Raw genomic sequence first — 13,377 nt, 5'->3', positions numbered from 1 at the left:
ACTTAGAAAAATTAACCGCAGCTTGCTTGAACTACTTTATTGGTTTTCGGATCGACTGTTACTGTCACACGGTCTTCGCGATAATCCATAGTCACAGGCTGCCCTGATTGTACTAAGCGTACCATCTTCGCACTGGTTTTTTGCTTAATCTGTGCTTCAGTTAAATTTGACTGACCAATCAAAGCTGTCGCTTGCTCAGCAACACATTTGCTTTGACTAGCACGGAAAAGTGCCCATTCTTTAATGACCTGACCATTCGGCAAATGGCAATAGCCTACTTCACCATTGGCCTCTTTTCGAATCTCTACTTTACCACCCTGTTCAACACAGTACGTACTGGCAGGATTAGCCATACCTAAAGTTGGCTTTTCAGTTTCATTCTTTTGCGCAGTACTACAACCCGAAATAGCAGCAACCATTAATCCAAGCATTACGATTTTTTTCATAAAAAATATTTCTTTAAATAAAAGATCAACATAGCAAATATGTTTAAAAAAAAACTGTGCGAGTTTTGCAACATTTAAGATTGCATAAAAAAGCCCATCACTTGACGGACTTTTTATTTTGAAAAGCTAGATTTTCAGGTCAATTTTAATTGACTGAGTGAATATCAAGCTCTTCATTTTTTGCTAAAACTACAGATGCTAGAATTGGAGTACCTAAAATGAACGGCATAGCAAAGATCCAAAAGACCACGGTATAGTGCGGATCAAAGAAAAACTGGATAGCAAGCGCCACTAAAATTAAAACTGAAAATAAAATCACTGCAAAGCGTATTACAAAATTGATCGGCATAGGGATCATCACTCTAAATTTAGCAAGTCCATTTACTATACACCTACTTTCATTATGGTTTAATTGATTTTAAGTATCTAGTGTCTGTTATTCATAGGTTTTCTTCATCTATCAAATAAAGAATTTTATCAAATGACGAATTAAGCTTTTTTAACACCTAAAAATAAAGCCTACATGATGTAGGCTTTATTTGGCAGAAGAGCAGCTTTAGAACTTCCAGTTATAGAAGACGTCGATGGCACGCTCTAATGACTGACTCGCCTCTAAGTACATACGTTTGTTCATTTGATAACGCAGAGTCAGTTTATTAACTGGTGTAAAGACACCCACGCCATAACGGATATATAAGTCAGGTGTAATATAACCCGTCAGGCTGACTTGTGTGTCATCCCCTGTGCCTTGCGCATCCAGCGCTAAACCGCTTAAACCAAAAGTACGTCCAATTTGGTTAGTAAAGGCGCGTGTCCCGCCTAAACCTAAACTAATCCCTGCGGCAGCAATGGTGTTATTGACATCTGACTTAAAGCCTTCCGTTTGACTTAAACCAGTTGTACCTTCATTAATGCGGCCTGTAATTAATGCATTCAAAGCTTCTTGCTCGGAAAGCCCTGCATCGTTATAGACTTGAATATTGGGTGATGTTGCCGTACCCGTCACACGGAAACCCACCGTGCTGCCTTGTACATTTTTATTTGCATCGACATCCAGTGTTGGATTGCTCAACACACCGTTAAAACGCGCAATGGCACGGTTTAAGTCCAAACTCTGCCCATAGGCTTCAATTTTAACTTTCTGACTTACCCCAATTGCACCATTGGCACGCATTGCGGTTTCAGCACCGCGCTGCGATAGATATAAACGACCTAACAATGGAATACGACTATTAAACCCTTGGAAGACAACTTGATTACCTAGTCCAACCATCAGATCAGCACGAATGTCCCAAGGTTTTGCGCTATTTAAAATCGCCAATTGGTTTTGACCTTCTCTGACCACGCGTACATCAGACGATACGTTCACCACAGGTACAGATGCTTCAGGCATCGAAATAAGCGCACGAGGAACTTGAATTTCACCGTTTAAGGTTAATTTCTTACTCAACGGTAAAACATCCAGTGTGATTTTCGGCGTCACTAGCGCGGTAATTAATGGCGCTTGGCGAATCAGTAGATTTTCTCCATTCAACTGAAGCTGAATACGTGGATCATTTTTCCAATCTACCGTCCCTGTAAGTGTACCCACACCACGACCACTGTTAAAAGCACTATTGATGGTGGCTTGGTCTTGGCGTATAGCGGAATACAGCTGAATATTGGTCAAATTGACTGGAAGTGAGATCATACTAATTGAACCATCTTTCAGACGGACATCGCCTGTAAGTAGTGGTGCTTTTAGCGTTCCATTAATTTTACCTGCATACGAAATTGTTCCGCCCATCGAACGTACATCAGCAATGAAAGGTTTAAAGACTTTGAGTTGTAGCTGATCAAATGCAATTTCACCGCGCATAGGCATATTGTCCCGATACGGATCAATAACCACATTGGCATAGCCCACACCAATTTCAGGTGTTTTGACATCCAAACGGATTTGTAAACCTTCCGCGATGCTTTTGGCAACCAAAGCCACTTGTTCATATTTTAAGGTTGAACCCATATCTTGTGGGTCATCCGCCGCCAAGCCAATCACACCATCACGGGTGACTAAGCGCGCATCAATTTTTGGTTTAGATCCTTGTGCCCAAACCGCTTTAGCATGTCCATTTAACTTACCTGTAATCGCTAATCCTTCAGGCATAAAGGCAGCAAAGTCGTTTAGGTCGAGGTTTTGAGTCACGAATGAAATATTGCCACGTGTTTTACTGACACGAATCGGCTGGTCAAAACACAACTGACTTTGTTGACTCATCCAACAATGCGCACCAATCAACAAATCTGCTTTGGCACTGTTATAGACCACGGCTGCACTTTGGCGCTGTACCAAACGTGCACGCAAAGAGTCAAAATCACCTTTTTGGATTTGGCCTAACCAATCATTTTGCGCATTAAAACCACCTGCCAATTGCACATAAAATTTCGACTTTTCGTTTTGCGCAGAAACTTTTAATAAATGGGCTTTACGAATACCTGCCAGTGAAATTTCACCTTGTTGAATTTCACGATTACCACTTCTTAAGCTTTCCATTTTTGCAGTTAATAATGACGGTGTTGTTTCCGATGTCGGTAATTGCCCAACAATGCGTAATTTACGCATATCAATCAGATCTTTAAAGCCAAAATTATCCACTGCTAAGTTTGCCGTAGCTCTTAAACGTGGTTGAGATTGGATATTTAAATAGCCGTAGGCACGGCCACGTAGGCCCGCATAAATTTCATACAGAGCAGGTGCATTAATATTCAGTCTTAGGTTTTGTGCATTACCCGTCGCTTGTACTTGGTTTTTGGCATACGCCAACAGTAGATTATTCGCTTCAAACTGTTGCGGTAAAAAGCCTTTTTCGCTGGAGTTGAGCACCAAAGCTAAATTACCTGTGCCACGGACTGGCTTATTGTTCAGCGTACCCGCTAGGTTTAAGCTTTCAATGTTAATGCGTTTTAAAGCATCCGACCATGTACCTTTGGTTTTCACTACACCAGACAACTCGCCTTTAACACTAGACGCAAAATATTGTGGTTTAAAACGAATGAATGCTGCATTCACATCCCAAGTGATGCCGTGAATAAAATGTACCAAACCACTGGCATTAATTTGGCCTGCCACACCATTATGTTTCAGCTCAGTCACTTTAATAAATTCAGGCGTTCCTGAAAGTTTTAGGTTTAATGTGCCCTGACTGGCTTCAAACTGGCTGGCTTTTAAAGCGCCATCATAGTTCACTGCATAGCCTTTGAAAGCACCACCTGCTTTTTCATCATTGAACAGGAGTGCCGCGGTTGACTGACCCGTTAAGTGAACCGTTTCATTATTGCCCACCAGTTTTCCAGTCAAATCAATACCCTGTAGCTGAATGATCTGCTGATTCGGTTTGGCATAGCCACTTGCTTGGAGCTTTCCATTCAATAGATTAACTGGTGAAGCTTCGGCTACCATTTGCGGGTTAAAATCTTTCGCGTTTAAAGCGGCCTTCCACTTCAGTTGACGTTTCTCATCTGGTAGTTCAACCACCGCATTGCCACTTAAGCTTCCCTTACCAGCGACATAACTAAAACTCGACACATTTAAATTATTATTTTTAAAATTTAACTGTGCGAGGTAATTACCTGCAGGTAAGGTCGCTTTTTCGTGTTGACTCACAACAGTAGCAACATGAATATCTTGCTGACCTTCAACTAACGCCAGTTTTACATCCCCTGAAGCACTACTTAACCAGCCGATATAAGGCACGGCACGGTCAATATTTTTCCAAGAGACATCCATCAACATTGGCTGGACTTTGTTATTTTTCGCTGGGTTTTGGTCTAGTGCGAGATGCCATGCTTCATAACGATCAAAGTCTAGATCTGCGGTTAAGTGTAAACCCTTTTCAAGCGTACCTTGTGATGCAATTTTTGCATCCAAGCTTGGCGGTAGAAAGTCAGAAACCACTTGTGGCAGTACATCGTCTTTAGGATTGATTTTATCTAAACGACCTTGTATGTCCCAAGTAACATGATCTTTCCAACTCACCACACCACCCAGATTGACCGAACCTTTCATCAACTGAGCATTTAGGTTATCAATGTCAAGTTGATGAACCAAATCGGTATGCATCAAAGCAGTATATTGACCTTTTGGAATATCTTTACCACTCAGATCTGTATTTAAGTCAATATTTAAACGTTCGATATCACCTGAAAATTTAGCAACGCCTTTTTCAGCATAGAGTTTGTAATCGGTCAGGAGTGGTAAGTTGTAATGATTAAATTTAAGCTGACCTTGCATCGGTACATGCTTACGTACAGGGTGCAAAATAGCCCAACCCGTCAACAGGTCAGGTGTCCGCGTTGCAAAACCCGCTTGGATAGTGTCCAATGTCCCTGTTGCGTGTACAGCAATATCATGCACATTTAAACTATCACGCAGTGCCGGTAGGTTGGCAATAGCAGTCGCCTCAAGTGGATATTTCCCTGAGAATTTCATTTTCCCAGTTGCATTACGAACTGCTAAATAGCCCATGTCCATGCGAGAGTCTTCAAACTCAAGTTCCGTCCCCGACCAGAGGGCATTATTTAAATGCACATCATAAAAATCTACTTGGGCATCGGATACAGTCCGGATATTTAAATGATCAACATCTGCTGTATCTAAACGTAAAACAAAGGGTAATTTAATTTCGCTGAACTTAAAGGGTTCATCACTCGGTTCACCTTTGGTAATGATGCGCAAATTGCGCACATCAGCTTCACGTAGATGAATCTCTTTATCTAAGATGGCGCGCCAACCCAAACTCACGTCAGCACGGTCAATTTTGACATCGACAGGCTTTAAGGTAACCACCACATTTTTAAGGATAATGCCTTTCCACAGATTACCGCCTTCATACTCATATTGGATAATCTGCTGACGTTGTAAAACTTGGTCGAGTAAAAACTTACTGCCTTTATCGGTAGAAAACATGACTGCAAGCGATATCACCAACAAGATGAGCGTCAACAACAGCGTCAAAATGACACTTCTAAAAATACGTCGCTGTTTGGCAAGCGGCGCAGGTGGTGTTGGTTCTTGCTGCTGTTCTACTTCAGCCATAGTCTTCCCAAAAAAGTGTTAAATATTATAATAATGAGCCAATAAAGAAATGCACACGTATCGGATGACTATCATCAGAAATACCTGAAGCTACATCAATCCGAATGGGGCCTATCGGTGATGCCCAGCGCACACCAAGACCGACACTGTATTCGGTGTCATTGCTAAAATCTGTATCATAAGCATTACCAAAGTCGCTGAATACTGCTGCACGCCAGCCTTCTTTAAACTGGTAATTGTATTCCATGGAGCCGACAGCCAAGGCCTGACCACCCACTTTAAAACCATCGACCACAGGTGATAAACTCTTGTAGTCAAAACCACGAATGCCTTGGTCTCCACCCGTGAAATAACGTAAGTTATAAGGAACTTTATTAAAGTCTTCAGTAAAGATATAACCGAGATCACCACGTCCGACAAACTGGTGGTTGTCATTTTCACCCAATGAATAGATAAAGCGCCAACCCGCATTTACGATGGCCATATCTGCATCTGAAAGTAGGCTTTCGCTTCCAAGTTCAATTTTATAAGTTTGTTTAATTCCCTTACTTGGGTTTACACGTTTATCGCTATCGATTCTAGAAATTTCATAACCCAATAAAAGCGACTCTTGCTCAGGGTCATTATTTGCAATAAATGCATCCGGCAAATCATCTACATTCGCTGAACCCTTTTGCGTCAATCGATCTAAACGGTAACGTACACCATAAGTATGTTGCCAATTCCCCATTGGGTTTTTAATAACACGGTCAGCCCCAGCAACAGCAGATTCAGTAAGCAAGTTTACGCCTTGTCCGATGTCATCTCTTTCTTCACGCTCATACCCCCCCACGAGACTGATATAATCATTTAGTGGATGCTTATATGGGATATTATAGCGACCATCAATAGCCTGTCGAATTTCTGAAAGTTCTAAGTTGGCATCAAAAGAGTGTCCACGCTGGTTCACAATCGCACGGCGATACTGTGTACGTAAGCGTGCACCTGAGTCACTACCGTAACCTGCACCGACTTCTACACTATTTAACTGGTCTGCATTTAAAGTAACTTTAACAGGAATTACTTTTGTTTCCCGAGCTTCAAGTTTTAAACGCTCTTCTTCACTCTGTTTGGTTTCTTGTGCGGTGCGAAGCGCTGCTTGTGCTTTATTCTGCTCAGGATCATTAACGCCTGCGAACTGTGCTTCACTCACCACAGACTGCGTCACTTCACGATTCGAAGCGACTTCCTGTTTCTCTTGAACCAGAACATCCTGACGAGAAAGTTGTTGTTCATCGACCAACTGCTGTAAATCAGGCGGTAACTCACGGATTCCTTCAACCGGATCAGGTCGAACAGCATCTACCAAACTGTAGTTGAAGTAACGTGAGTTGGTCAAATTATTAGCCAAACCATTAACACGCCAAAAGGTATAGTCCGCGCCAGGCTCCCAAGTCACTAAACTTTGTAAAACATCTAAATCAATAGGCAGTGGTTTGCTTGGATCACTCATCACAAACTCAACACCGCCGAGTTTATAGCGTTCACCTGTTTCATAACGTAAGTTAATGTCTGCGGTATTTTGCGGCTGTTCAACTTTCACATCATGTAAGCGCCAGTAACTATCAAAGAAACCGTTATTGCTAGCCGCTTCATTAATTCGTGCTTTCGTCGACTCGTATAAGCCGTGGTGCAATACATCACCAACGTCTTGTTCAGGTAAGACTTTAATCACTTGGAACTGCGGTAAGTACTGACCTGCACCACTAAACTCGATGTTTTGTTCTTCAATCCGCACAGGGGTATTCGGTACCACTTGAATGCGCACACGGTTACTGCTGGTTTTTTCAAACTTAAACTCAGCATTATAAAAACCGACAGCTTGTGCGGCTTGGTTGGAAAGTGAACGCAACTGTGGCAATGCCGAAGGAAAGTCTTCAAAAGACTCTTCGGTAAAGCTTGAAACTTTTCCTTCAATATTTTCTTTTAAATTAACCAATGCGGCCTGATACGCTTTATTGGATATTTCACCTTCATATTTCGCATTGATGATTTCAACATCCGCACTGATTCGCGGTACTTTTGCAGTATCCAGTTCTCTTGGTGGTCGAATTTTATAAAGCATGCGCTTAAAGAAATTAGGTTCTTTGGCAATTTGCTCTTCAGCACTCATGCCAAAATCTAAAGTATTGCCTTCCGTGTTGGCTTCTACTGAAATTTTACTGTCTGCTTGAATGCTTTGCATCAGTTGATCAACATTGACCGGAGCTTGATTAATTTCCGCCATTTCCTGCTGAGTTGCATCACTCACCACCAACTCTGTCGTTTGACCACTTCGGTAAGCTTGGGCTTCTGCTTTCGCTTGCTCAGCCACCTGATAAATATCATTGGCCATGCCTTGATCAACTTGTACAGTTGGCAAATCTTCAAGATCATCAAACTTAATCGGTGCAAATTCAGGTAAATTTTTTAAAGCTGTCTGTTGCTGTTGCAACATTTGCATACTGTCTGGAACCGTGGGCCGAATTACAGCATTTTCAACTTTTTTTAATTTGTCCGCGCTACCCATACCTTGACGAATCGCTTCTTTTTTAATGTCTTCAGTGAATTGTGTAGAATTTTGTGGCTCGACTTGTACGTTACTTGGTTCAATCACAACGGGGGTTTCAGCCAAAGCCGCTTGTGACAAAAGCGTTAAAAAGATACTCAGACACAAATATTTATTGTTATGATGCCACGGTATGAAAGAATTCATACTCAATGAAAGAGTCGACTTTTTAAATTGTGTTTTGGCAAGCATAGAAAACTCTAAATTTATTTAATCGTTATGGATTTGCTCTAATGAATTGTCACAAAAGAACTGAAATCTATTGATTATTTTACCCAATTTCAGGTTTTAAATATCTTACATGATTTTATTGGACGTTTGAGCAATTAGTCACATTTCTTAATAAAACTTAATGCAGTGCAAAAAGCATGAAAAACAATGAACATCTATTAAGTACCCGTCGTTTTCTTCCCATGTTTATTACCCAATTTTTTGGTGCTTTAAACGACAATGTCTATAAACAAGCTTTGCTTTTAGTCATTACTTATGGATGGATTAATCAACAAGCTACAGATGTCAGTACCTTAAATAATTTGGCCGCGCTGTTATTTATTTTGCCTTACTTCATTTTTTCTGCAACCGCAGGACAAATTGCCGATAAGTTTGAGCGCTCACAACTCATTCGTGGCATCAAAGTTCTAGAAATTGTGATTATGCTCATCGGTTCCGCGGGTTTCTTATTGGGCAATTTATGGCTACTGCTCTTGGCTCTATTTATGATGGGCACACATTCCACCTTCTTTGGCCCCATTAAATACGCCATTTTACCTGAGATTCTAAAACCGAATGAACTCATGTCAGGCAATGCGCTATTTCAGTCGGGCACCTCCATTGCTATTTTAATCGGGATGATTTTGGGTGGCGCAGTTATTTCGGTTTCTCAAGGCAATCTTATTTGGATCAGCCTGACTGTCGTCATCATTGCTGTTTTGGGTTATCTATCCAGTCGATTTATCTTAAAACAACAAGTCAGCTCACCCGAGTTAAAAATTGATTGGAATTTCTTTAGAACCAGTTTTCAAACACTCAAATATGCCAAAAGCCTCCCCCTCATCTTTATGATTTTACTGGGGAATTCGTGGTATTGGTTTTACGGCGCAACCTATCTCACCCAAATTCCACAGTTGACTCAACAAAACCTACATGCATCAGAAAATGTCGTCAGTCTTTTACTCACGTTCTTTTCTGTCGGGATTGGAGTCGGCTCACTGCTGTGTCGTAGAATTGGTGGCTCTGAAGTGAATATTAAAATGGTGCCAATCGGTGCAATTGGGCTCACTCTATTTGCCTTTTACTTAGCTTTGAGTCTGGCTTTTGTACCTGAGCGTACAGGCGCAATGATGAATGTTGCAGATATGTTTAACCACGGTGCAATTTACTACCATGTCATGCTTGCGGTGACCTTGCTCGGCATCAGTGGCGGTTTTTATATTGTGCCGCTATACGCCATGATGCAAGCCTATTCACCGCGTTCACACCGTGCACGCGTTGTTGCCGCAAACAACATATTAAATGCGGTGTTTATGGTGTCTTCTGCTATATTTTCGATTATCATTTTAAGTGTTTTGAAGATTGATATTAAAATACTTTTCAGCATTACTGCTGTATTAAGTGCGGGCTTTACGCTGTGGTTGTTATATCGACTCAAACCCATGCTAAAAACTGTACAACCTGAGTTAGAGGACTAAAGTTATGCGTCATTACACTGGCATCGATAAATTTATCAATTCTTTTGATCAAGCCCTGCGTAGCTTAGTTCCAGGCACAACGTCTGCTCAACGTGAAAACCCAGGCAAGGCGGTCGAAACTCAACTCGCAGTGAGTGAAGCGCGTCATGTTGCAGGTTTAATGCGGGTCAACCATAGTGGTGAAGTCTGTGCGCAAGCGCTTTATCATGGGCAAGCATTAACCGCAAAATTGCCAAATGTACGCCGCGAAATGGAACAAGCCGCGATTGAAGAACAAGACCATCTTGCATGGTGTGAAGATCGCTTAAAAGAGCTAGACAGCCATACCAGTCTGCTTAATCCAATTTGGTACGGTTTATCCTTTGGTATGGGTGCAATCGCAGGCATTGCAGGTGATAAATATAGCTTAGGTTTTGTTGCAGAAACTGAACGCCAAGTGAGCCTGCACTTACAGCATCACATCAGCCAACTCCCTGCTCAAGATGACCGTTCACGTAATATTCTTGTGCAAATGAATGAAGACGAATTGCATCACCGTGATACAGCACTGAATGCTGGCGGAGTCGATTTGCCAATTCCTGTCAAAATTACCATGACGGCTATTTCAAAACTCATGACCAAGACCAGTTATTTTATTTAAGCAAATATGCCTTACTCTTATAAAAAAGCAGTGGTTATGCCACTGCTTTTTTATTGACTCTAATTTGCTTATTCCGCTGATATCGGCAGTAATAAAGTATTACCCGCTTGCTTTAAATTCGCCGTATATTTTGACGCTAGTGATGGATTGGATGGATAGCTTTTCCCATTGTACTTCAGTATGACCTGTCCTAAACCTCGGGTATAGACCGATAAATCACGCCAACCTTGGGTTTGAGTACTTAAAGCATAAATCGGTGTAGATGAAACAGTCATTTTGCTATGCGGTTGGAAACTCCCATCTGCAAGACCTTTAAAGACCAGCAACGTACAGCCACCTGAACCACACCACTCCATCCCACTTAATAGCACCACGGCATCATCGATTCCGTCTTGGTTTAAATCATATAGGCTAGTTTGATAATCCGATTGATCTTGGGTATAGGTCTGAACAGCTAGTTTTAACCCTTGTTTTTCAGTCCTTTGAGATACACTCGTTTTATCCATAGCAGTTGTCGCTGTCATTTTGGACGGAGTTGAATGACAGGCCGCTAGAAACACTGCTAAAGAAAGAGCACTCAAAATTTGTATTTTCATGAAAATAGCTCGCTGTGAATTGTGTTTTATGAGCATGTTAAGCCAGTTCAAGTGCCTATCACACTTCGATATGTTACTTGGCTTCCAAGCAGCTCACCGTTGGAAATACATGCGCTTGATGTTGAAATGCATTATCCTTCCACACATCGAACATTGGAATTTTAACGTCTAGCGCCAAAGGCAATTTTTTGGGATTGAACTGCATATGTTCTAAGTCCCCCCCCCATGCAATCAAATCGACATCCAATGAAATCTGATGCGATGGGCGGATACGCCCAGATGTGGCTTCCATATTTTTCAGCAATACTGAAATATCGGTAACGGACAAAGACGATTTCAACAAACAGGCTGCATTCCAATAATCTGCCCCAACCCCATCACGGCATGGAATTAAATAAATATTCGAAAATTGCAGTTGCCCAATTTTAGCAAGTTGCTCAGAGGCATATAAAAAATGTTGCTTTGGATTATTATTACTCGCCAGAGCTAGGGCGAAAATCGTTTCGGTGGCGTTCAAGACGAATTCCTACAGAATTTGCTTGCGCGATAATGGCAGGCTTACGGATGGTAATATTAATCGATTCAATCGCATGAAAGGTAGAAAAAAGTGCATTGATGACCAATTTTGCCGCATGTTCAATCAGTTCAGGCTTAGCATCTTGAATGACCTTTGCTGCAATTTCACAAATTTCAGCATAATTTAAGGTATGGTCTAAGTCATCTGAGTTTGAAGCTTGCTCCAAATCTGTTTGAATAATCATATCCAACATTAAAGGCTGAATAATCTGACGTTCCCAATTAAAGCAGCCAACCACTGTTTCAACTTTTAAGCCTTCAATGATAATTGCGTCCACATTATTACCTTTAACAGATTTTGACATTTTAATCCCTGTCTTAGGAAACTATGTTTTTCATCCCCTAAACAGGAAAGCATTTTTCAGTCCCTCTTTTAAAAGAAGGACTGAAAGGGATTTTTTGGTGAGTGTGCTTCAAAAGAACTTAGTTTTTTAACAACACATTTGGATCCATAGTTTGCACCATTTGCAAACGCTGGTCAGCATAGATGTCGGTATACGGTGCAAGGATGCGCATGAAACGATCGAAATACAGCATCTGTTTAAATAACAATGCAAAATCACGCGGGAAGCGAATACCGTGACGCTCGCCCACTGCGACCATATCCATCATGATGTCATTCAAATCTGCTGGGTTTGAACTCAGCAATTCTTGCGGATCTGCCAACAACACACCACTAAATAAACGCTCAAGATCTGCAGCCAACACCTGAGTATCAATCTTCACAGCGGTCATGCCCATTTTCAGCATGTTTTCCGCCATGAGTTCATAATCCGTTTTTTGTAAGGCATCCATAAAGGCGATACAAGCTGTCCACACTTCAGGTTTCAACTGACCCACAATGCCGAAATCAATAAAACCGACACGACCATCATCAAGCAGCATTAGGTTTCCAGCATGCAAGTCGGCATGGAAGCTATTACACATCATCAAACTACCAAACCATGTATTCATGGCAGTTATCAGGACTTGTGAAGGATCTTTACAGCGCTGTTTCACCACATTGAAATCGGTTAATGGCACACCGTAAAGACGCTGCATGGTGAGTACACGGCGAGTCGAATATTGGTGATAGACCTTAGGTGCCATCGCCTTATGGTTTTGCGTGATATTGAGATAGTTCACAAAGTCATCCAGATTACTGGCTTCTTCAATAAAATCGACTTCTCGAACCATGCGGGTTTTAATTTCTTCCACAATGTCTGCAAGAGATGCAAATTTGACTTTAGGCACTGCTTTTTCTAAAACCTTGGTAGCCCAGTGCAGAACATTTAAGTCGGTATAGAGAATTGTTTCTACACCTGGCTTTTGTACTTTAATCACCACATCTTCGCCCGTCACCAGCTTTGCGGCATGGACTTGGGCAATAGATGCTGAAGCTAACGGTGTTTCATCAATCGATGCAAAAATCTCAGACAGGTTTCGCCCTGCAAACTCAGACGCCAAAACCCCTTGTACATAACTAAACGGTAAAGATGGAGTTTGGTCTAAACAGCCTTGAAACTCTTCAACATATTCACGTGGAAAAAGTGAAGGTGTACTCGCAATAAACTGACCCAACTTGATATAGGTTGAACCTAGAGACTCGAAGGTTTCACGCATCAGTTTGGCATTACTTGGTTTTTCAGTTGCGTACTTAATACCCGCACGTGCTGCAATGACTGCTGTTTCCCCAACACGGGCAACAGAGCGCAGTCCATCTAAAAAGATATTGTTTTTCATAATATCGGTCAAAAATAAATTGTATTGAGTGTATCAAAGAATAAAAAA

10 protein-coding genes are annotated in these 13,377 nt (G+C 41.5%); 2 read left to right on the top strand and 8 right to left on the bottom strand.

The window, feature by feature from the left end; genetic code table 11:
* Positions 1-11: 11 nt before the first annotated feature.
* From AC4CUZ_RS10670 to AC4CUZ_RS10655, 4 genes are all read right to left on the bottom strand, one after another.
* Positions 12-446: an I78 family peptidase inhibitor gene (locus AC4CUZ_RS10670; RefSeq protein WP_078389341.1), complete on the bottom strand. Its 435-nt coding sequence runs from the start codon at positions 444-446 to the stop codon at positions 12-14.
* A gap of 145 nt (positions 447-591) precedes the next feature.
* Positions 592-795: a hypothetical protein gene (locus tag AC4CUZ_RS10665; protein WP_004696512.1), complete on the bottom strand. Its 204-nt coding sequence runs from the start codon at positions 793-795 to the stop codon at positions 592-594.
* A gap of 207 nt (positions 796-1,002) precedes the next feature.
* Complete coding sequence (locus tag AC4CUZ_RS10660; RefSeq protein WP_419381078.1) at positions 1,003-5,520, bottom strand: translocation/assembly module TamB domain-containing protein; 4,518 nt, start codon at positions 5,518-5,520, stop codon at positions 1,003-1,005.
* A gap of 25 nt (positions 5,521-5,545) precedes the next feature.
* On the bottom strand, positions 5,546-8,299 hold the full coding sequence (locus AC4CUZ_RS10655) for an autotransporter assembly complex protein TamA (RefSeq protein ID WP_490747576.1): 2,754 nt from the start codon (positions 8,297-8,299) through the stop codon (positions 5,546-5,548).
* 176 nt (positions 8,300-8,475) lie between these two features.
* Between AC4CUZ_RS10655 and AC4CUZ_RS10650 the strand changes: the two genes are divergently transcribed.
* Together AC4CUZ_RS10650 and coq7 are read left to right on the top strand one after the other, a co-directional pair.
* Positions 8,476-9,795, top strand: coding sequence for an MFS transporter (locus AC4CUZ_RS10650; protein ID WP_078389338.1), 1,320 nt, complete (start codon positions 8,476-8,478; stop codon positions 9,793-9,795).
* Between the two features lie 4 nt (positions 9,796-9,799).
* Positions 9,800-10,435 (top strand): 2-polyprenyl-3-methyl-6-methoxy-1,4-benzoquinone monooxygenase, encoded by a 636-nt coding sequence (gene coq7 / locus AC4CUZ_RS10645; RefSeq protein ID WP_004696505.1) that lies wholly within the window; start codon positions 9,800-9,802, stop codon positions 10,433-10,435.
* A 68-nt stretch (positions 10,436-10,503) separates the two neighbouring features.
* On the opposite strand, the gene AC4CUZ_RS10640 is transcribed toward coq7, so the two are convergent.
* The 4 genes from AC4CUZ_RS10640 to AC4CUZ_RS10625 form a co-directional block, all read right to left on the bottom strand.
* The gene (locus tag AC4CUZ_RS10640; RefSeq protein WP_490747575.1) at positions 10,504-11,031 is read right to left on the bottom strand and encodes a COG3650 family protein; all 528 of its coding nucleotides are present in this window, start codon (positions 11,029-11,031) and stop codon (positions 10,504-10,506) included.
* A 73-nt stretch (positions 11,032-11,104) separates the two neighbouring features.
* Positions 11,105-11,548 (bottom strand): 2-amino-4-hydroxy-6-hydroxymethyldihydropteridine diphosphokinase, encoded by a 444-nt coding sequence (locus tag AC4CUZ_RS10635; RefSeq protein WP_419381076.1) that lies wholly within the window; start codon positions 11,546-11,548, stop codon positions 11,105-11,107.
* Positions 11,505-11,885 carry a dihydroneopterin aldolase gene (gene folB / locus AC4CUZ_RS10630; protein WP_010327015.1) on the bottom strand — a complete coding sequence of 127 codons (381 nt, stop codon included), beginning with the start codon at positions 11,883-11,885 and terminating at the stop codon, positions 11,505-11,507. Before folB ends, AC4CUZ_RS10635 begins: the two co-directional genes overlap by 44 nt.
* Positions 11,886-12,030: 145 nt before the next feature.
* Complete coding sequence (locus AC4CUZ_RS10625; protein ID WP_419275276.1) at positions 12,031-13,329, bottom strand: ABC1 kinase family protein; 1,299 nt, start codon at positions 13,327-13,329, stop codon at positions 12,031-12,033.
* Positions 13,330-13,377 lie beyond the last annotated feature (48 nt).

The sequence above is a fragment of the Acinetobacter sp. 789_lipA genome (assembly GCF_058242845.1).
The sequence above is the reverse complement of the archived record's forward strand: the minus strand, read 5'-3'. Positions and strand labels throughout refer to the sequence as shown.